Source organism: uncultured Rothia sp., assembly GCF_963544205.1.
In the GTDB taxonomy this organism is placed as follows: domain Bacteria; phylum Actinomycetota; class Actinomycetes; order Actinomycetales; family Micrococcaceae; genus Rothia.
In genome coordinates this window covers 317020-339320 of record NZ_CAUUDY010000001.1, presented here as the reverse complement: position 1 = coordinate 339320, position 22301 = coordinate 317020, and the positions used below count along the sequence as shown (strand labels likewise).

At 58.0% G+C, this 22301-nt stretch carries 10 protein-coding genes; all 10 read left to right on the top strand.

Annotated elements, in window-relative coordinates:
- Window positions 1–65: 65 nt before the first annotated feature.
- A complete protein-coding gene (locus RWZ58_RS01340) occupies window positions 66–3785 on the top strand; it encodes a nitrate reductase subunit alpha (RefSeq protein ID WP_314656896.1) in 3720 nt (1239 codons plus the stop codon).
- On the top strand, window positions 3785–5398 hold the full coding sequence (gene narH / locus RWZ58_RS01335) for a nitrate reductase subunit beta (protein ID WP_005504921.1): 1614 nt from the start codon (window positions 3785–3787) through the stop codon (window positions 5396–5398). The genes RWZ58_RS01340 and narH overlap by 1 nt, the downstream gene beginning before the upstream one ends.
- A gap of 3 nt (window positions 5399–5401) precedes the next feature.
- Window positions 5402–6142: a nitrate reductase molybdenum cofactor assembly chaperone gene (gene narJ, locus RWZ58_RS01330; protein WP_005504922.1), complete on the top strand. Its 741-nt coding sequence runs from the start codon at window positions 5402–5404 to the stop codon at window positions 6140–6142.
- Window positions 6143–6168: 26 nt separating this feature from the next.
- The gene (gene narI / locus RWZ58_RS01325; protein ID WP_311446859.1) at window positions 6169–7002 is read left to right on the top strand and encodes a respiratory nitrate reductase subunit gamma; all 834 of its coding nucleotides are present in this window, start codon (window positions 6169–6171) and stop codon (window positions 7000–7002) included.
- Window positions 7003–7032: 30 nt separating this feature from the next.
- A complete protein-coding gene (locus RWZ58_RS01320) occupies window positions 7033–8253 on the top strand; it encodes a nitrate/nitrite transporter (protein ID WP_005504924.1) in 1221 nt (406 codons plus the stop codon).
- A gap of 286 nt (window positions 8254–8539) precedes the next feature.
- Complete coding sequence (gcvP, locus tag RWZ58_RS01315; RefSeq protein WP_314656892.1) at window positions 8540–11380, top strand: aminomethyl-transferring glycine dehydrogenase; 2841 nt, start codon at window positions 8540–8542, stop codon at window positions 11378–11380.
- A gap of 172 nt (window positions 11381–11552) precedes the next feature.
- Window positions 11553–12671 carry a glycine cleavage system aminomethyltransferase GcvT gene (gene gcvT / locus RWZ58_RS01310; RefSeq protein WP_296546798.1) on the top strand — a complete coding sequence of 373 codons (1119 nt, stop codon included), beginning with the start codon at window positions 11553–11555 and terminating at the stop codon, window positions 12669–12671.
- 274 nt (window positions 12672–12945) lie between these two features.
- On the top strand, window positions 12946–14442 hold the full coding sequence (locus RWZ58_RS01305) for an L-serine ammonia-lyase (RefSeq protein WP_314656890.1): 1497 nt from the start codon (window positions 12946–12948) through the stop codon (window positions 14440–14442).
- Between the two features lie 257 nt (window positions 14443–14699).
- A complete protein-coding gene (gene rpoB, locus RWZ58_RS01300) occupies window positions 14700–18206 on the top strand; it encodes a DNA-directed RNA polymerase subunit beta (RefSeq protein ID WP_200962785.1) in 3507 nt (1168 codons plus the stop codon).
- 110 nt (window positions 18207–18316) lie between these two features.
- A complete protein-coding gene (locus RWZ58_RS01295) occupies window positions 18317–22219 on the top strand; it encodes a DNA-directed RNA polymerase subunit beta' (RefSeq protein WP_314656888.1) in 3903 nt (1300 codons plus the stop codon).
- Window positions 22220–22301: the final 82 nt, after the last annotated feature.

Sequence of the window (22301 nt, the reverse complement as noted above, 5' to 3'; positions counted from 1 at the left end):
CGCATGAATTAGGCAAGGTTTTTATCTCGTATTTTCTATGCCAAATTTCCGATATATTGGGCAGTATGGAACAAGCATCACAGATTAAGGGCCCGGATGGCCCCCTTACCGATCAGCTGATCAAGTTCGGTAAGTTCTTCTCCCGCTGGGATGAGACTGAAGACGGCCGCGCCGTCTTCCGTGAAGGCGGCCGCGAAGGTGACGCCTTCTACCGCGACCGTTGGAGCCACGATAAGGAAGTTCGCTCTACCCACGGCGTGAACTGCACCGGCTCCTGCTCCTGGAAGGTGTACGTCAAGGACGGCATTATCACCTGGGAAGCACAGGAAACTGACTACCCCTCGGTTGGTCCCGACCGCCCCGAGTACGAGCCCCGCGGTTGCCCCCGCGGTGCAGCATTCTCGTGGTACACCTACTCTCCCACTCGCGTTAAGTACCCCTACGTTCGCGGTCTCCTGCTGGAGATGTACCGCGAAGCGAAGGCAATCCACAACGATCCCGTGGACGCCTTCCACTCCATCGTGTCCGACCCCGCCAAGCGTGCACGCTACGTGAACGCACGTGGTAAGGGTGGTCTGGTGCGATCGACCTGGGCTGAGGCTCTCGAGCTGATGGCTGCTGCTCACGTGCACACCATCAAGTACTACGGTCCCGACCGTAACACCGGCTTCACCCCGATTCCGGCAATGTCCATGGCGTCCTTCAGCGCGGGTGTTCGCTACATCCAGCTGGCCGGTGGCGTCATGACCAGCTTCTACGACTGGTACGCTGACCTTCCCGTGGCTTCCCCGCAGGTCTTCGGCGACCAGACCGACGTTCCCGAGTCTGGCGACTGGTGGGACGCTGCGTACCTCATCATGTGGGGCGCAAACGTTCCGCTGACCCGTACCCCGGACGCTCACTGGGTCTCCGAGGTTCGCTACCGCGGTACCAAGGTTGTCACCGTGAGCCCCGACTACGCCGACAACACCAAGTTCGCTGACGAGTGGCTGCCCGCACAGGCAGGTACCGACGCGGCACTGGCTATGGCGATGGGCCACGTCATCCTCAAGGAGAACTATGTCGACCAGCGTGTCGAGTTCTTTGAGGACTTCTCCCTGACCTACACCGACCTTCCCTTCCTGGTCACCCTGGAAACCCGTGAAGACGGCGTTAAGGTCCCCTCCAAGTTCCTGACCGCTGCTAAGCTCGCTGGCGAGGCTGAGCAGCCGAACGCTGACTTCAAGCCCGTCCTGATGGACCGCGAGACCGGTGAGGTCTTCGTTCCCAACGGCACCATGGGTCACCGTTACGCTCAGGAAGACCAGGGCAAGTGGAACCTGGACCTGCAGGGCCGTAAGCCGATCCTGTCGATTCGCGACCTGCCCCAGGGCCAGACTGCAGCTGCAGAGATCAAGATGCCGACCTTCGACAACCCGAAGGGTCACGGCGACGTCATTACCCGCGGTGTGCCCGTAGCTTACGTTGAAGGCCACGAAGTCACCACCGTCTTCGACATTATGCTGGCACAGTACGGTGTGGGCCGTGAGGGCCTGCCCGGTACCTGGGCTAAGGACTACGAGGACTGGGACGTTCAGAACACCCCGGCATGGCAGGAGCAGATTACTTCTGTCCCCGCCGAGGCTGTTATCCGCGTTGCCCGCGAGTTCGCTAAGAGCGCCCTGGATTCCGGTGGCCGCTCCATGATTATCTTCGGTGCAGGTATCTGCCAGTGGTACCACGCTGACACCACCTACCGCGCTATTCTCGCTCTGCTGAACCTGACCGGTTGCCAGGGCCGTAACGGTGGCGGTTGGGCTCACTACGTGGGCCAGGAGAAGGCACGTCCTCTGACCGGTCTGACCAACATTGCGAACGCTCTGGACTGGAGCCGCCCGCCGCGTCACATGATCGGTACCGGCTTCTGGTACATGCACACTGACCAGTTCCGTCAGGACGCGTACTCCACCGACTACCTGCAGTCCCCGCTGGCTAAGGGCGAGCTGCGCGACGTTCACACTGCTGACGTTGTGGCACGTTCTACCCGTATGGGCTGGATGCCGTTCTACCCGCAGTTCCCCGAGAACTCGCTGGATCTGGCAGACAAGGCAGAGCAGGCAGTGGCACGCGGCGAGGCTTCCTCGAACGCGGACTACATTGCACAGCGCCTGAACTCCGGTGACCTGGAGTTCTCCGTTGAGGACGTTGACAACCCCGTCAACTGGCCTCGTACCCTGACCCTGTGGCGTTCGAACCTGTTCGGTTCCTCCGCTAAGGGTGAGAGCTACTTCCTGAAGCACCTGGTCGGTAGCATGGACAACGTCCAGGGCTCCGACTCGGAGAAGCTGCCGAACGAAGTGAAGTGGGTTGAGGACGCGCCTCAGGGCAAGCTGGATCTGCTGGTCACCTCGGACTTCCGTATGACCTCCACGACCCTGCTGTCTGACATCGTTCTGCCGACTGCTACCTGGTACGAGAAGCACGATATCTCCTCGACCGATATGCACCCGTTCCTGCACGCGTTCTCCCCGGCAATTGACCCGCCGTGGGAGGCAAAGACCGACCACGAGACCTTCAAGGCACTGGCGTTTGAGTTCAGCCGCCTGGCTAAGAAGCACCTCGGCGTCCGTAAGGACATCGTTTCGGTCCCGCTGTTGCACGACACCCCCGGCCAGATTGCTCAGCCCGGCGGTCACGCACCCGACTGGAAGAACACCCCCGGTATGGTGGGCGTACCCGGCAAGAACATGCCGAACTTCGTCACCGTCGAGCGCGACTACGGCGCACTGTACGACATGTACACCACCGTTGGCCCGCTGTTCGATAAGCTCGGTGCAACCACCAAGTTCATCACTTACGACCTGAAGGACGAAGTCGCGAAGATGGCTAAGGAATTCGGTGTGATGGACTCCGGTAAGGGCGCAGGCCGTCCGGCACTGGATACCGACGTGAAGATTTCTGAAGCAATCCTCATGATTTCCGGTACCTCCAACGGTGAGGTCGCTGTCAAGGGCTTCAAGGAGCTTGAGAAGCAGACCGGTCTGCACCTGATGGACCTGGCAGAAGGTAACGAGGAACGTCGTATCACCTTCCCCATGACCCAGGCCGCACCGCAGCCCGTGATGACCTCCCCCGAGTGGTCCGGTTCGGAGACCGGTGGTCGCCGTTACGCTCCGTTCACCGTCAACATCGAGAAGAAGAAGCCGTTCCACACCCTGACCGGCCGTATGCACTTCTTCCTCGACCACGACTGGATGCACGAAATGGGCGAGGCTCTGCCGATTTACCGTCCGCCGCTGGATATGACCGGCCTGTACAACGAGCCTGAGCTCGGTACTACCGATGGTGTTTCGGTTGCTGTTCGCTACCTGACCCCGCACAACAAGTGGGCAATTCACTCGCAGTACTTCGATAACCACTACATGCTGAGCATGTTCCGTGGCGGTCCGACTGCATGGATGAGCCCGCAGGACGCTGAGAAGATTGGCGTCAAGGATGGCGAGTGGATTGAGTGTGTGAACACCAATGGTGTCTTCGTCGGCCGTGCGGTTGTTTCGCACCGTATGCCCGAGGGCGTTTGCTACGTCTACCACGCTCAGGAGCGTATGGTTAGCCCGAAGTCTGAAGTCACCGGTAAGCGCGGTGGTATTCACAACTCGGTGACCCGTATTCTTCTGAAGCCCACCCACATGATTGGTGGCTACGCTCACCAGGCGTTCGCCTTCAACTATCTTGGACCGACCGGTAACCAGCGAGACATCGTCTCGTACATCCGTCGCCGTAAGTCCCAGGAGGTAACTTTCTAATGCGCGTTATGGCACAAGTTGCTATGGTGATGGCGCTCGATAAGTGCATCGGCTGCCACACCTGCTCCGTGACCTGTAAGCAGGCATGGACGAACCGAGCCGGTACCGAGTACGTCTGGTTCAACAACGTTGAGACTCGTCCCGGTCAGGGTTACCCCCGCCGTTACGAGGATCAGGAGAAGTGGAAGGGCGGCTGGGTGCTGAACAAGCGCGGTCGTCTGGAGCTCAAGAGCGGTAACCGCTTCCAGAAGCTCTTCACGATCTTCGCTTCCCCGATTCAGCCCGAGCTGAACGACTACTACGAGCCCTGGACCTACGATTACCAGAACCTGACCAGTGCTCCTCTGGGTGATGACTTCCCGGCTGCTAAGCCGGTCTCCCTCATCACCGGTGAGGACACCAAGGTCGAGTGGGGTATGAACTGGGACGACAACCTGGCTGGTGCGACCGAGTACGGTCACCTGGACCCGCTGGTTGAGAAGGTTCGCAAGAAGGCTGAGGACAAGATTAAGTTCGAGTTCGAGCAGACCTTCATGTTCTACCTGCCTCGTATTTGTGAGCACTGCTTGAACCCCTCCTGCATGGCTTCTTGCCCCTCCGGCGCTATCTACAAGCGCGCTGAGGACGGTATCGTTCTGGTTGACCAGGACCGTTGCCGCGGTTGGCGTCAGTGCATCACCGGCTGCCCCTACAAGAAGGTGTACTTCAACCACAAGACGGGTAAGGCTGAGAAGTGTACCTTCTGCTACCCCCGTATTGAGGCTGGTATTCCGACCGTGTGTGCTGAGACCTGTGTTGGTCGTATGCGCTACATCGGTATCTTCCTCTACGATGCAGACCGCGTGACTGAGGCTGCTTCGGTTGAGGATGAGAAGGACCTCTACGAGGCTCAGCTGTCGCTGATGCTTGATCCTTCGGATCCGGCTGTGATTGAGCAGGCTCGTAAGAACGACATCCCCGATGCGTGGATTACTGCAGCTCAGAAGTCGCCCGTGTACAAGCTGGCGAAGGAGTGGAAGGTGGCTCTGCCCCTGCACCCCGAGTACCGCACCATGCCGATGGTTTGGTACGTGCCGCCGCTGTCTCCGATTGTTGACCTGCTCAAGGAGCAGGGCCACGATGCAGAGAACAGCAACAACCTGTTCGGCGCTATTGAGTCTCTCCGTATTCCGGTTGAGTACCTGGCTGAGCTGTTCACCGCTGGTGACACTGAGGTTGTTACTAACGTTCTGCGCCGCCTGGCTGCGATGCGTTCGTACATGCGTGACATCAACCTCGGTGGCGAAGGCAACGAGGAGATTGCTCAGGCAGTTGGCATGACTGGTCAGCAGGTGTACGAGATGTACCGCCTGATGGCTATCGCTAAGTACAACGAGCGTTACGTCATTCCGAAGGCTCACATGGAAGACGCCCACAACCTTGAGGAAATGGGTTGCTCCCTGAGCGTGGATGGCGGACCCGGCATGTACGGCGATGCGTTCAACGACATGGAGGGTCGCCCGACCCCCGTGTCCACCGGTGTCTACGAGGCTAACAACAAGGTCAGCTTGTTCAGCTGGGACGGTTCTTCCCGTCCTGACGGCCTCTTCCCGAATACCACCGGAAAGAAGTAATAAGTGGCTGGATTCTTTTCCAAGCTCATGGGCAAGGCCGGTTCCGAGGCTACTGTCTCGGAGCCGGCTCAGCCGGAGAACCCGTTTGATATCGATTACGGTCCCGGCGAGGATAAGGACTCGGTGATTTACCAGGTGAGCGGTATGCTCCTGGGCTACCCCGATGAGGAGACTCTGAAGGTTCTGCCTGAACTGGTGGAGATTACCGCTTCCACCCAGGATGAGGCTTTCATTGCTGCCGTTGATGCGGTTCAGCAGTGGCTGACTTCTAAGGACCTGGAGGATGTGCAGTCCGAGTACGTGCAGGAATACGACCTTTCGCGTCGTCATTCTCTGCATCTGTCCTACTGGACCGATGGCGATACCCGCCGCCGTGGTGAGACTCTTCTGCGTTTCAAGCAGATGTACCGCGACTCCGGTATGTTGACCGTTTTGAATGGTGAGCTTCCGGACTACCTGCCGCTGGTGCTGGAGTTCTGTGCGTTGGTGGATCGCCGTAAGGGCCGTTCCGCTTTGCAGGCGTACCGTCCGTCCCTTGAGCTTCTTCGTCTGTCCATGAAGGACGGAAATCTGCCCCACTACGGGTTGTTGCAGAGCATCTGCGATACCCTTCCTGGCGTCTCTCCGCAGACTCAGGAAGAGGTCCAGAAGATGGCTGGCTACGGCCCTCCCGTCGAGACTGTTGGCCTGAATGGCTACGCTGATCATCAGCTGCTCCAGCAGGCTTCGGCTCGTTCTAACTAGTTTTATCCCTTGTGAGGAGACAACACGTGTACGTACTTGCTTCTGAGAACGCAGGACATGCTGCACAGGCTGTAGCCGATCCGGGTATTGTTGACATCCTGCTGTGGGGCGTTCTGCCCTATGTTGCACTGGTCATTCTGATTGGTGGCACCATTTGGCGTTACCGTACTGACCAGTTCGGATGGACTACCCGCTCGTCCCAGGTCTATGAATCGAAGCTGTTGCGCATCGCTTCGCCCCTGTTCCATTACGGTCTTGCGGCCGTTTTCCTTGGCCACGTTGGTGGTCTGCTGGTGCCTAAGGCATTCACCGACCTGGTCGTTTCGGAAGACACTTACCACATTGTGGCGCTGGCTGGCGGTTCTGTTGCTGCGGTCGCAACCATTGTTGGTATGTTTGTTCTGATTGGTCGCCGTGTTTCGAACTCTCGTGTGCGTTCGGCTACCACTCGTAATGACGTTTTCATGTATGTCGTTTTGGTTCTGGTGATTCTCGCCGGTACTGCGGCTACTCTAATTTCGGCAGTGAACCCCTCGGGTGGTTTGCCTCCGGTGAATGGTCACGAGGTTCACTTCAACTACCGTGAGACCATTTCTGTGTGGTTCCGTTCGCTGTTCTACTTCCACCCTGAGGTGGCTCTGATGGTGAATATTCCTGTGGCTTTCAAGATTCACATCGTGGTGGCTATGGTTCTGTTCATCATTTGGCCGTTTACCCGCCTGGTGCATGCACTGACTGTGCCTCTGCACTACCTCTTCCGCCCCTACACCGTGTACCGCTCTCGTGGCGGCCAGCGTGTTGGTGCACGTCGAGGTTGGGATCCGGTTGGTACTCTCCCGCGTGAGCGCGCCGACCGCTAATACACATATCCATATTGCAAAAGAGGAAATATGAGCACCCCTGCTGCACCGAGCTACGACCTGAAGAATGGTCAGCTCCGTAACGTTCTGCTTGCAACCTTCGCCTCGACCATTGGTTTCTGGGCGTGGACCGTTGTTGGCCCGCTGGCCAAGATGTACGCAAAGCAGATGCACCTGGACGCTGGTATGACCAGCCTTCTGGTTGCTATGCCGATTTTCATCGGCGCTATCGGCCGTATTCCCGTTGGTGGTCTGACTGACCGCTACGGTGGTCGTATTATGTTCACCGCTGTTCTGGCGATTAGCGCACCCCTGGTCTTCCTGGTTGGTGTTGCTGGTCAGATGAACTCGCTGCCCATGCTGCTTGTTGTGGCGTTCTTCCTGGGTATTGCGGGTACCGTGTTCGCTGTGGGTATTCCCTTCAGTTCCGCATGGTATGACGCTTCCAAGAAGGGTTTTGCGACCGGTGTGTTCGGTGCCGGCATGGTGGGTACTGCAATTTCTGCATTCGCTACCCCCCGCCTGGTGCAGGGTATTGGTTACTTCCAGACTCACGTTCTGATTGCTGTTATCTGTGCTGTAACCGCTGCTATCTCTTTCTTCTTCTTGAAGGATTCCCCGGCAACCATCGGCCGTGAGGTTACTCCGCTGATGCCGAAGATTGTTCAGGCATTCAAGGTGAAGACCACTTGGCAGCTGTGCTTCCTCTACGCTGTTGTGTTCGGTGCGTTCGTGGCATTCTCGAACTACCTGCCTACTTACCTGAGCAACATCTACAACTTCAACGCTAACGACGCTGGTATGCGTGCGGCTGGCTTTGCGGTTGCTGCTGTGATTGCTCGTCCCTTCGGTGGTGTGCTGGCTGATAAGTTCGGTCCGAAGATTATCACCCTCATCTCCCTGGGTGGTGTGGTGATCCTGGCAGTTATTACCGCGTTCCAGCCTGATGCTGAGCACGTGTATGGTGCTGTTTTCATCCTGATGGCTGCTCTTCTGGGTCTGGGCCACGGCTCGGTCTTCGGCTGGGTGGCTCGTGCGGCTGATCCGAAGAACGTTGGTGCGGTGTCCGGTGTGGTTGCTGCTGCTGGCGCTCTGGGTGGTTTCTTCCCGCCGCTGGTGATGGGTGCAACCTACAACCAGGCTGAGAACAACTACTTCATCGGTCTGATGCTGCTGGCTGTGACTGCGGCTCTGGCTTTCCTGTCGGCATTCCTGGTGCCGCACGGTGGCAAGCCCAACCACGCTAAGTAGGTTCTTCTAGTACATCCTTCTGCAGGATGTATGCGAAGTTTGCTTTGACTGAGTCCGGCTCGTTTTCTCTTCGGAGGGAACGAGCCGGACTTTGTGCTTTTTTGCTGTTTTGTCGTCTGACAGGGGTGGGCTTTGGCGGGGCAGAAGAGTTTGATGTTTGGGCATGTCGAATGTTGGTAAAGCTAGCGAAACTTTGTGGAGATGTGGGACACTTTAAAGTGTTCGACTCGTCGCAATAGCGCGACGTGACCCCTCTACGGTTTGCGCCGACCAATAGGAGAATCCTATGTCCTTTATTGATCGTCATCTCGGCCCCCGTTCCGCAGACGCAGAGCAGATGCTCGAAACCCTGGGATACTCTTCCCTGGATGCGCTGATGGACGCTGTCGTCCCCTCCCAGATTCGCCTTGACGGCGAATTGCAGTTGCCTGCTCCGCTGTCGGAGCATGAGGCTCAGGCAAAGATCGCCGGCTATGCTGCGAAGAATAAGGTTCTCGCCCAGATGATTGGTGCCGGATACTACGATGCAGTAACTCCCGCAGTTCTGCGCCGTAACATTCTGGAAAACCCCGGTTTCTACACTTCTTACACCCCGTACCAGGCTGAGATTTCTCAGGGTCGTCTGGAGGCTCTGCTGAACTTCCAGAACACCGTGATGGAGCTGACCGGCCTGGAGATTGCAAACTCCTCCCTGCTGGATGAGGCGTCAGCAGTGGCTGAAGCAGCTGTCATGATGTACCGTGCAAACCGCAAGGTGAAGAACGGCTTCTTTGCTATTGACTCCCGTTGCCTGCCTCAGGTTATTTCGGTGACTCGCGGCCGTGCAGAGATGCTCGGCATTCCCTTCGTCATTACTGATTTCTCTGAGGGTCTGCCCGAGGGCGACCTGTACGGTATCGTCCTGGCGTACCCCGGCAATGAAGGCGATATTCGCGATATTGAGCCGCTGATTAAGGCCGCTAAGGAGCGTAACGCCCTGGTCACTGTGGTCGCTGACCTGTTGGCTCTGACCCTGCTGAAGTCTCCGGGTGAGCTGGGTGCTGATATCGCTGTGGGTAACACTCAGCGTTTTGGTCTGCCCTTCTTCTTCGGTGGTCCTCACGCTGCGTACATGGCTGTTCACAAGGGTATGGAACGCACCATGCCTGGCCGTCTGGTGGGTGTTTCTAAGGACTCTGCCGGTAAGCCTGCGTACCGTCTGGCTCTGCAGACTCGTGAGCAGCACATCCGCCGTGAGAAGGCTACTTCCAATATTTGTACTGCTCAGGCTCTGCTGGCTATTGTTGCTGGCGCTTACGCGATGTACCACGGCCCTGAGGGTCTGCGCGCTATCGCGAACCGCCTGCACACTAACGCCGCTCGTGTTGCTACTGCGCTGGAGGCTGCGGGTTACGATATTGCTCACGATACTTTCTTCGACACCGTCGTGGTGGAGGCCGCTGGCCGCGCCGATGAGCTGGTCGCGAAGGCTCTGGAAGCTGGCGTGAACATCCGCCGCTTCGATGAGAACCGCGTTGGTATTTCCGTGGGTGAGTCTCACGGTGAGGAGCTGCTGAAGAGCCTGGTTGAGGCTCTGGGCGGTACCCTGGGTGAGGCAGATTCGAAGTATGACCTGCCCTCCAACCTGCTGCGTACCGATGACTACATGCAGCACCCGATTTTCCACAAGTACCGCTCCGAGACCGAGATGATGCGCTACCTGCGTCACCTGGCGGATAAGGACCTGGCACTTGACCGCACCATGATTCCGCTGGGTTCGTGCACCATGAAGCTGAACGCGGCTGCAGAGATGGAGCCCATCTCTTGGCCTGAGTTCGCGAATATTCACCCGCTGGTCCCGGAGGATCAGGCTGAGGGCTGGCACGAACTGATTAAGGACCTGAGCGAGTGGCTGGTTGCTATTACCGGTTACGATGCTATCTCGCTGCAGCCGAACTCGGGCGCGACCGGTGAGTACGCTGGTCTGCGCGCTATCCGTTCCTTCCATGAGGCTAACGGTGACCACGAGCGCGATACCGTCCTGATTCCGCTGTCTGCGCACGGCACCAACGCTGCATCTGCTGCTCTGGCTGGTCTGAAGGTTGCCGGTGTGGCAACCGCTGCTGACGGTTCGATTGATGTTGATGACCTGAAGGCAAAGATCGAGAAGTACGGTCCCAAGGTTGCCGGCATCATGATTACCTACCCCTCCACTCACGGTGTGTTTGAGGAGCAGGTTGCTGAGGTTTGCCAGCTGGTTCACGAGGCGGGCGGCCAGGTGTACCTGGATGGCGCGAACCTGAACGCTCAGATGGGCTTCGCTCAGCCGGGTAAGTTCGGTGGCGACGTTTCGCACCTGAACCTGCACAAGACCTTCTCCATTCCTCACGGTGGTGGCGGCCCCGGTGTTGGCCCGCTGGCTGTTCGTGAGCACCTGGCGAAGTTCCTGCCCGGTGACGCATACCGTGCCGATTCTGAGGGTAAGCTCCCCAACGACGCAGCACTGCCGATTTCGCAGGCGTTCTTCGGTTCTGCCGGTGTTCTGCCGATTAGCTGGATGTACATTGCGATGACTGGTGCTCAGGGTCTGAAGGACTCTTCGCAGTACGCGGTGCTGAACGCTAACTACATTGCGAAGAAGCTGAACGACAAGTACCCGGTGCTGTACACCGGCCCCGGCGGTCTGGTCGCTCACGAGTGCATCCTGGACCTGCGTCAGCTGACCGATCAGTCTCACGTGACTGCTGAGGATGTCTGCAAGCGTCTGATGGACTTCGGCTTCCACGCTCCGACTCTGGCGTTCCCGGTTCCGGGCACCCTGATGGTTGAGCCGACCGAGTCTGAGTCGAAGGAAGAGCTGGACCGCTTCATTGAGGCAATGGAGACCATCTACGACGAGATTATCGAGGTGGCTGAGGGCAAGGTTGCTGTGGAGGATTCGGTTCTGCGCAACGCACCGCACACCGTTGACGTGGTGAGCGCTGATGAGTGGGATCGCCCCTACACCCGTACCCAGGCGGCTTTCCCGGTTCCGAGCCTGCGCGCTAACAAGTACTTCACTTCGGTGGGTCGTATTGATGGCGCCGGCGGTGACCGTAACTTCGTGTGCGAATGCCCCCCGATGGAGGCTTTCGACCTGGAAGCATAAGGAGCTTGTAACGCTCCTGGGCGGGCTGTAACGGTCTGCCTGCCCCGTCCGTCCTCAGGTTTCTGGGGACGGGCGGGGGATGCCTCCGCAGCGTATCTCGTGTCTGTGGGGGCGAACCAAATCTACGACGATTGAATGATAACAGCACAAGGCTGTGCGTGAGGAGAATCCAATGTCCCCCAAGAAGACCTCCCTGTACCCGGTTCACGAGAAGCTGGGCGCTTCTTTCACCGACTTTGGTGGCTGGGATATGCCCCTGAAGTACGCTAATGACGTTGCTGAGCACGAGGCTGTCCGTACTCGTGCCGGTATTTTCGACCTGTCTCACATGGGTGAGTTCCGTGTGACCGGCCCGGATGCGGGTGCGTTCCTGGATTACGCTCTGGTGTCGAACATGTCCATCCTGAAGGTTGGTAAGGCGAAGTACTCGATCCTGGTCAACGATAAGGGTGGCGTGATTGACGACCTGATTACTTACCGTCTGGGCGATGAGGAATTCATGGTTGTTCCGAACGCTTCGAACATTGACACTGACTTCGCTGCGATGAGCGAGCGCCTGGGCGATTTCAACGTTGAGTTTGTGAATGAGTCGGATCAGACTTCTCTGGTTGCTGTTCAGGGTCCCCGTGCTGAGGAGATCCTGCTGGCTGCTGGTGTCTCTGACGAAGAGGCTGTCCGTGAGCTGAAGTACTACGCTTCGGTTCCGCTGACTGTTGCTGGTGTTGATGTTCTGCTGGCTCGTACCGGTTACACCGGTGAGGATGGCTTCGAGCTGTTCGTGCCGAATGAGAAGGCTGTTGAGCTGTGGGATAAGCTGGCTGCTGCTGGTGAGCCTTTCGGCATGATTCCTGCGGGTCTGGCTTCTCGTGACTCCCTGCGCCTTGAGGCTGGTATGCCGCTGTACGGTCACGAGCTGGGTCTGGATATCACCCCCTTTGAGTCCGGTCTGGGCCGTCTGGTTGAGATTGCTCTGGAGAAGAAGGCGGCTAACTTTGTGGGTCGTGAGGCTCTGGCTGAGCTGGCTAAGAGCGAGTCGAAGCGTATCCTGGTTGGTTTGAAGGCTCAGGCGAAGCGTCCTGCTCGTGCCGGTTCTAAGCTGGTGGATGCTGAGGGTAATGAGATTGGTGAGGTTACCTCCGGTATTCCTTCCCCGACTCTGGGCTTCCCGATTGCTATGGCACTGGTGAACCGTGAGTTCTCTGAGGTTGGTTCTACTGTGGATGTTGATATCCGTGGTAAGCGTGCTCCGTTTGATGTTGTGGCTCTGCCGTTCTACAAGCGTGAGAAGTAAGAGTTTTTCTGCAGGTAATCTGTAGGGCAGAGGCGCCGTGTCCTGTGTGGGCACGGCGCCTTTTCAGCGCTGTAATGCGGGGCTGAGCGGCGGGGGAATGTTGGAAGTGTTCTGAGCCTTAGTTTGTGATGGTTCTGAAGTGCGTTAGGATTAGAGCGGCCAGTCAAGGGTGATTGTCCGCACGTATAGACCGCAGATTGGTGTGTGGTTCCTTTGTTGAGGGGCGCGTATCTTTTGGTGCGGTGCACAGGCATTTTTATTTGAAGGACAGAACGTGGCTATTAACCAGAGCGCACCCAGTAGCGCCCAGAAGAAGGCAGAGGCTCTGCCGTATGACATCAGTGTTTTTGAGATGTTCAGCATTGGTGTGGGTCCTTCGAGTTCGCACACGGTGGGTCCGATGCGCGCTTCGAACCGTTTTGTGGCGGATCTGATTGACGAGGGTCTGCTGGACCGTGTGACGGGCGTGCATATTGATTTGTATGGTTCGTTGGCGGCTACGGGTGCCGGTCACGGTACGATGAGCGCGGCGTTGAAGGGTCTGTGCGGTTTTGTTCCTGAGACTATCAATATCGCTGAGTCTGAGGCGATGATTGAGCGTAATAGCGTGGACGGTAGGTTGCCGTTGGCTGGTTACCCGTCCTCTGCGTACGGTGTGACTGCTCCCGGTGGTGAGGAGCAGAAGGTGTACGGCCCGGTGGTGAATTACCGTGAGCTGGATATGACTCTGCGCCCTCTGACTGTTTTGCCGCGCCATACGAACGGTATGAAGATTGCGGCGTTTGCGGGTGAGCAGCTGCTGCTAGAGCGTACCTACTATTCGATTGGTGGTGGCTTCATTGTTGAGGGTGATGAGGAGGCGACCGGTGGCGCGTCGCTGATGAACCCTCCGTATCCGTTTGGTTCGGCTGCTGAACTGCTGGAGATGGCGAATGAGTCTGGTCTGTCGATTGCGCAGTTGAAGATGGCGAATGAGTGTTCTCTGCGTTCGGAGCAGGAGGTCCGTGACGGCATCCTGCATATCTACCGTGTGATGAAGGAGTGCATTGGCTCTTCTCTGGCGCGTGTGGGTTATTTGCCTGGTCCGCTGAAGGTACGTTGCCGTGCGGGTGCGTGGCACCGCGATTTGATGGTGGAGGATCCTTCGAAGTCTCCTGAGTTCGCTATTGACTGGGTGAACCTGATTGCTCTGGCGGTCAACGAGGAGAACGCTTTTGGTGGTCGTGTGGTGACTGCTCCGACGAATGGTGCTGCGGGTATTATTCCGGCGGTGCTGCATTACGCGATGAATTACACGCAGGGTATTCGCCATTGCGGTCAGGCTGCTCGTGATCAGGCTGTTGTTGATTTCTTCTTGGCGTCTTCTGCTGTGGGTGTGCTGTATAAGAAGCGTGCCTCGATTTCTGGTGCTGAGGTGGGTTGCCAGGGTGAGGTGGGTAGCGCCTCCTCGATGGCTGCTGCCGGTTTGGCGCAGGTGATGGGTGGTACCCCCGAGCAGGTCGAGAACGCTGCTGAGATTGCGATGGAGCACAACTTGGGCCTGACCTGTGACCCGGTGGGTGGTCTGGTGCAGATTCCGTGTATTGAGCGTAATGCGATGGCCGCGTCGAATGCTGTGACGGCGGCTCGTATGGCGTTGCGTGGTGATGGTACGCACCGTGTGTCGTTGGATCAGGTGATTGAGACGATGCGTCAGACCGGTCTGGATATGTCTCACCGTTATAAGGAGACGTCGATGGGCGGTTTGGCTGTGAATGTGGTGGAATGCTAGGTGCACGCCGTGGCAGGTTTGCACTCCTGATGAGGGTGTGGTAGACAGAAGGGATTTCTTCCTGTATCGTTAGTATTTACGCTTTCCCTAACCTTTGTGCCTTCATATAGCGGTGGGCACGGGCTGAAGGTGACGTTTTTCCGTCCGACTCTATAGCTTCGAGCACCGTTCTATTCGGGGGCTGAGGTTGTCATGTCGCCGGTAATGTCGCCGGGAGGCTGATTGCTAACAGACATGTCTGTGGAAGGATCCCCATTTTGGTCGCTTCGAGCACCTCTAACCATGACGCCGCTAACGGCGCAGAGAACGTCTCGCGCCGAATTTCATTCGCGAAGATTAACGAACCGCTGAAGGTTCCCAACCTGCTTGCTATCCAGACCGATAGCTTCGACCGCCTCGTTGGTAACGAGCGCTGGGCGGAGCGCCTGGAAAAGGCGCAGGCTGCTGGTGACACTTCTGTCCCCGCTCAGTCCGGTCTGGCTGAGATTTTTGAAGAAATCTCCCCGATTCGTGACTTCCAGGAGACTATGCAGCTCTCCTTCTCTGAGCCTGAGTTTGCTGACCCCAAGTACTCTGTTGAGGAGTGCAAGGACCGTGACGCAACCTACTCGGCTCCGCTGTACATTAAGGCTGAATTCATGAACCTCGCTACCGGCGAGGTCAAGCAGCAGACCCTGTTCATGGGTGACTTCCCCCTGATGACCGAGGCCGGTACCTTCGTTATTAACGGTACTGAGCGTGTGGTCGTTTCCCAGCTGGTGCGTTCCCCCGGTGCTTACTTCGAGAAGGCTCCGGACCGTACCTCCGATAAGGACATTTACTCTGCCCGCGTGATTCCTTCCCGCGGTGCATGGTTCGAGCTGGAGATTGATAAGCGCGACCAGGTTGGCGTGCGTCTGGACCGTAAGCGTAAGCAGTCCGTGACTGTTCTGCTGAAGGCTCTGGGCTGGACCGAGTCCAAGATTCTGGCTGAGTTCGGTCAGTACGACTCCATCCGCGCAACCCTGGAGAAGGACTCCGTCAAGGACCGCGACGAGGCTCTGCTGGACATCTACCGCAAGCTGCGTCCGGGCGAACCCCCGACGGTTGAAGCTGCCCAGGCTCTGCTGGACAACATGTACTTCACCCCGCGCCGCTACGACCTGGCGAAGGTTGGCCGTTACAAGCTGAACCGTAAGCTCGGCGTGGACGTTCCCATGGATTCCCCCGAGGCTTCCGTTCTGAGCCAGGACGACATCGCTCAGATGATTCGTTACCTCTGCGCTCTGCACGCAGGCGAGACCAGCATCCCCGGCGTCCGTGACGGCGAGGAAATCTCCCTCAAGATCGATATCGATGACATCGACCACTTCGGTAACCGTCGTATCCGCACCGTGGGCGAGCTGATTGAGAACCAGATCCGTACCGGTCTGTCCCGTATGGAGCGCGTGGTTCGCGAGCGCATGACCACCCAGGACGTGGACGCTATCACCCCGCAGTCCCTGGTGAACATCCGCCCCGTCGTGGCAGCTATCAAGGAGTTCTTCGGTACTTCTCAGCTGTCCCAGTTCATGGACCAGAACAACCCGCTGGCAGGTCTGACCCACAAGCGTCGTCTGTCCGCACTGGGCCCGGGCGGTCTGTCCCGTGACCGTGCAGGCATGGAAGTTCGAGACGTCCACCCCTCGCACTACGGTCGTATGTGCCCCATTGAAACCCCTGAAGGCCCGAACATTGGTCTGATTGGTTCGCTGGCAACCTACGGTCGAATCAACTCCTTCGGTTTCATTGAGACCCCCTACCGCGTGGTGACTGACGGCCGCGTGACCGATGAGGTCCGCTACCTGACCGCTGACGACGAGAAGTCTGTCGTTATTGCACAGGCAAACGCACCGCTGAACCCGGACCGTACCTTCGCTGAGAACGAGGTTCTCTGCCGTGCGGGCGATGGTTCTGGCGAAGCTGTTCTGGTCGCTCCCGGTGCCGTTCAGTACATGGACGTCTCCCCGCGCCAGATGGTGTCCGTGGCTACCGCCCTGATTCCTTACCTGGAGCACGACGACGCTAACCGAGCACTGATGGGTGCTAACATGCAGCGTCAGGCTGTGCCCCTGCTGGAGTCCGAGGCTCCCGTGGTTGGTACCGGTATGGAGAAGTACGCAGCACTGGACTCCGGTGACTCCGTGCTCGCGAAGAAGCCCGGTGTGGTTTCCTCCGTGGACGCTAAGACCGTTATCGTCCGTAACGACGACGGCTCTGTCTCCACCTACCCGATTATGAAGTTCTCCCGCTCGAACCCGGGTAACTGCTACAACCAGCGCGTTGTGGTGAAGGAAGGCCAGCGCGTCGAATACCGCGACGTTATCGCTGACGGCCCCTCCACCGACGGCGGCGAGCTGGCACTGGGTAAGAACCTGCTCGTGGCATACATGCCGTGGGAAGGCCTGAACTACGAGGATGCGATCATCCTCTCCCAGCGCATGGTTTCTGAGGACGTGCTGACCTCGATCCACATTGAGGAGCACGAGATTGACGCCCGCGACACCAAGCTGGGCCCCGAGGAGATTACCCGCGATATTCCGAACGTGTCCGAGGATGTTCTCTCGGCTCTGGACGAGCGCGGCATCATCCACATCGGTGCTGAGGTTGAGGCTGGCGACATCCTCGTTGGTAAGGTCACCCCCAAGGGTGAGACCGAGCTGACCCCCGAGGAGCGCCTGCTGCGCGCAATCTTCGGTGAGAAGTCCCGCGAGGTTCGCGACACCTCCCTGAAGGTTCCTCACGGCGAGTCCGGTACCGTCATCGGTATCCGCATCTTCGACCGCGAGAACAACGATGAGGACGACCTGCCCCCGGGCGTGAACCAGCTGGTCCGCGTGTACGTGGCTCAGAAGCGTAAGATTACCGACGGCGACAAGCTTGCAGGCCGCCACGGTAACAAGGGTGTTATTTCCAAGATCCTGCCGATCGAGGATATGCCCTTCCTGGAAGACGGTACCCCCGTGGACGTTATCCTGAACCCGCTGGGCGTGCCCGGTCGTATGAACATTGGTCAGGTTCTGGAAGTCCACACCGGTTGGCTGGCTAAGCAGGGTTGGAAGATTGAGGGCGAGCCCGAGTGGCTCAAGCACATGCCGAACTTCCCGAAGGAATCCGGCCCGACCCGCCTGGCAACCCCGGTGTTCGACGGTGCCCACGAGGACGAGCTGTTCGACCTCATGGACCACTCGAACCCGAACCGCGATGGTGACCGTCTGATCAACCGTTCCGGTAAGGCACGTCTGATTGACGGCCGTTCCGGTGAGCCGTTCCCGGACCCGATTTCGGTTGGTTACCAGTACATCCTGAAGCTGCACCACCTGGTGGATGACAAGATTCACGCTCGTTCTACCGGTCCGTACTCGATGATTACCCAGCAGCCCCTGGGTGGTAAGGCGCAGTTCGGTGGTCAGCGCTTCGGTGAGATGGAAGTGTGGGCGCTGGAAGCATACGGCGCCGCATACACTCTGCAGGAAATCCTGACCGTCAAGTCCGATGACGTGGCGGGCCGTGTGAAGGTTTACGAGGCTATCGTGAAGGGTGAGAACATCCCTGAGCCGGGTATCCCCGAATCCTTCAAGGTTCTTATCAAGGAAATGCAGTCTCTGTGCCTGAACGTCGAGGTGCTCTCCACTGACGGCAAGATTATTGAGATGAGCGACTCGGAGGAAGAAGGCTTCCGGGCAGCAGAAGATATGGGCGTGAGCCTGACCCACGACGAGCCTAGCTCCGTCGACGAGGCATAAGCACCGCCTCCTTCTAGGGTGGGGAACCCCGCATGCGCTCGCGTGCGTTGTGGGGTTCCCGCCCGCTAACCCAAGTCTTCAGAAACTTACAGAAAGAGATTAGGACCGATATGTCCAACGAATCTTCGCTTGGTTTGATGCGAATTGGCCTTGCCACCGCCGACGACATCCGTCGTTGGTCCTTTGGCGAGGTTAAGAAGCCCGAGACCATCAACTACCGTACCCTGAAGCCCGAGAAGGACGGCCTCTTCGACGAGCGTATCTTCGGCCCCACCAAGGACTGGGAGTGCTACTGCGGTAAGTACAAGCGCGTGCGCTTCAAGGGCATCGTGTGTGAGCGCTGTGGCGTTGAGGTGACCCGTTCCAAGGTTCGTCGCGAGCGCATGGGTCACATTGAGCTGGCTGCTCCCGTGACTCACATTTGGTACTTCAAGGGTGTTCCTTCCCGCCTGGGTTACCTGCTGGATCTGGCTCCGAAGGACCTGGAGAAGGTCATTTACTTCGCTGCCTACATGATTACCAGCGTTGACGAGGAAGCTCGTCACGAGGACCTGCCCATGCTGCAGGCTGCTCACGACCGTGAGAAGCAGGAGCTTGAGGCTGCTCTGAACGCTGATGTGAACGCTATTAGCCGTGAGGTTGAGGCGGAGCTGGCTCGTATTGAGGCAGAGGGCGGCAAGGCTGCTGAGAAGCGTAAGCTGCGTGATAACGCTGAGCGTCAGCTCGCGTCGGTGCGTAAGCGCTACGAGCGTGAGGCTGAGCACCTGGAGCGCGTGTGGGATCGCTTCAAGAACCTGAAGGTCGCTGACCTTGAGGGTGATGAGGCTCTGTACCGTTCCATGATTGATAAGTACGGTCTGTACTTTGAGGGCGCGATGGGCGCAGAGGCTATTAAGAAGCGTCTGGAGTCCTTCGACCTGGAGGCTGAGGCTGAGGCTCTCAAGGAGATTATTCAGACCGGTAAGGGTCAGAAGAAGACCCGCGCTCTGAAGCGTCTGAAGGTTGTTAACGCCTTCCTGACCACTAACAACTCTCCGCTGGGTATGGTCCTGGATGTTGTTCCGGTTATTCCGCCGGAACTGCGCCCGATGGTTCAGCTGGATGGTGGCCGTTTCGCGACCTCCGACCTGAACGACCTGTACCGTCGTGTGATCAACCGTAACAACCGTTTGAAGCGCCTGCTGGAGCTGGGTGCTCCGGAGATTATCGTGAACAACGAGAAGCGTATGCTGCAGGAAGCTGTGGACTCGCTGTTCGATAACGGTCGTCGCGGTCGCCCGGTGACCGGCCCCGGTAACCGCCCCCTGAAGTCTCTGTCTGACATGCTGAAGGGTAAGCAGGGCCGTTTCCGTCAGAACCTGCTCGGTAAGCGTGTTGACTACTCGGGTCGTTCCGTGATTGTGGTTGGTCCTCAGCTGCAGATGCACCAGTGTGGTCTGCCCAAGCAGATGGCGCTGGAGCTGTTCAAGCCCTTCGTCATGAAGCGTCTGGTGGAGCTGAGCCACGCTCAGAACATTAAGAGCGCTAAGCGTATGGTTGAGCGTTTCCGCCCGCAGGTTTGGGACGTTCTGGAAGAGGTTATTGCTGAGCACCCGGTTCTGCTGAACCGTGCACCTACCCTGCACCGCCTCGGTATTCAGGCGTTTGAGCCGAAGCTGGTTGAGGGTAAGGCTATTCAGCTGCACCCGCTGGTTTGCTCCGCGTTCAACGCTGACTTCGATGGTGACCAGATGGCAGTTCACCTGCCGCTGTCTCCCGAGGCTCAGGCTGAGGCTCGTATCCTCATGCTGTCCTCGAACAACATCCTGAAGCCGTCGGATGGCCGCCCTGTGGCTGTTCCTTCGCAGGATATGATCATTGGTCTGTTCCACCTGACGACTCCTCGCGATGGTCAGAAGAACGAGGGTCACGCATTCTCCTCGGTGTCTGAGGCTCTGATGGCGATGGATCGTCACGAGATTGAGCTGTACACCAAGGTGAAGATTCGCCTTGATGGTGACCAGTTTGTTGCTCCTGAGGGCTGGGAAGCTCCTGAGGGTTACAAGGCTGGCGACCCCGTGCTGCTGGACTGCACCGTTGGTCAGGTTCTGTTCAACCAGGCTCTGCCGAAGGATTACCCCTGGTTCTCCGGTGTGGCAGATAAGAAGGGCCTGGGTAGCCTGATTAACGATCTGGCTGAGCGCTACCCGATGGATGTTGTGGCTCGTGCTCTGGATAACCTGAAGAACTCCGGTTTCTACTGGGCTTCTCGTTCGGGCGTGACCGTGGCTGTTTCTGATATTGCTACTCCTGCTGAGAAGCCGGCAATTATGGAGCGCTACGAGAAGCAGGCTGCTGCAATTCAGGACGACTTTGAGATCGGTACCATCGATGACGAAGAGCGTCGTCAGGAGCTGATTAAGGTTTGGACCGAGGCTACCGACGTGGTTGCAGAGGCTATGCGTGAGAACTTGAGCTCTCACGGTGGCCTGAACACCATTTACCGTATGGTGACCTCCGGTGCACGTGGTAACTGGATGCAGGTCCGTCAGATTGCGGGTATCCGTGGTCTGGTGTCGAACCCGAAGGGTGAGATTATGCCTCGCCCGATTAAGTCCTCGTACCGTGAGGGCCTGTCGGTTCTGGAGTACTTCATCGCGACCCACGGTGCACGTAAGGGTCTGGCTGATACTGCGCTGCGTACCGCTAACTCGGGTTACCTGACTCGTCGTCTGGTGGACGTTTCGCAGGACGTTATCGTTCGCGAGCACGACTGTGGCACTCGCCGCGGTTTGGTTCTGCCTCTGATTGATGAGGATGGCGGTCTGCACCAGGATGTTGAGACTTCGATTCACGGTCGTACCCTTGCGGTTGACGTGAAGGACGAGGCTGGCAACGTTCTGGCTGCTGCTGGCTCCGATGTCTCTGATGAGCTCATTGAGAAGCTCTTCAAGGCAGGTGTGAAGGATGTTCGCGTCCGTTCGGTTCTGACCTGTGAGTCCGCTATTGGTGTGTGTGCACTGTGCTACGGTCGTTCGATGGCTTCGAACGTGCTGGTGGACATTGGTGAGGCTGTTGGTATTATTGCGGCTCAGTCGATTGGTGAGCCCGGTACCCAGCTGACCATGCGTACCTTCCACACCGGTGGTGTGGCTTCGGCTGACGATATTACTCAGGGTCTGCCCCGTATCCAGGAGCTGTTCGAGGCTCGTACCCCCAAGGGTGTTGCCCCGATTTCTGAGGTGTCCGGTCGCGTGACCATTGAGGATACCGAGAAGTCCTACAAGATTGTGGTGACCCCGGACGATGGTTCTGAGCCCCAGTCCTACACTGTTCTGCGTCGTGCGGCTTCTAAGCTGCAGAACGGCGATCACGTTCAGGTTGGCGATCAGCTGGCTACCGGTTCTGTTGATCCGAAGGAGGTTCTGCGTATTCGTGGTCCTCGTGAGGCTCAGAAGCACCTGGTGAGCGAGGTTCAGGGCGTGTACAAGTCGCAGGGTGTGGAAATCCACGACAAGCACGTTGAGGTTATTGTCCGCCAGATGCTGCGTCGCGTGACCGTGATTGAGTCCGGCGATACCGATCTGCTGCCTGGTGAGCTGGTTGATAACATTGCTTTCCAGACTGCTAACCGCAAGGCACTGGTTGAGGGTAAGAAGCCCGCAGCTGGCCGTCCGGAAATGATGGGTATTACCAAGGCTTCGCTGGCTACCGAGTCCTGGCTGTCGGCGGCCTCCTTCCAGGAGACCACCCGCGTCCTGACTCAGGCTGCTATGGAGGCGAAGACTGACCCGCTGCTCGGCCTGAAGGAGAACGTGATTATCGGTAAGCTGGTTCCCGCCGGTACCGGTCTGGCACGTTACAACGATATTGAGGTTGAGCCCAGCGCTCAGGCTACCGCGGAGCGTATGCAGGCTCTGGACACTTTCGGTGGTTACCCGAGCGCATTCCAGATGGATAACGAGGTGTACACTTACGGCAACGGCGGCTTTATGGCTGTTTCGCTGGATGAGTACGGTCGTGGTCTGGACTAAGGCTTCTGCCGTGAGGGGCAGGTTGGGGGTTTAGACTCCTGACCTGGTCCCTGATAAAGAACGCGGATACTCGAGTTGTCTC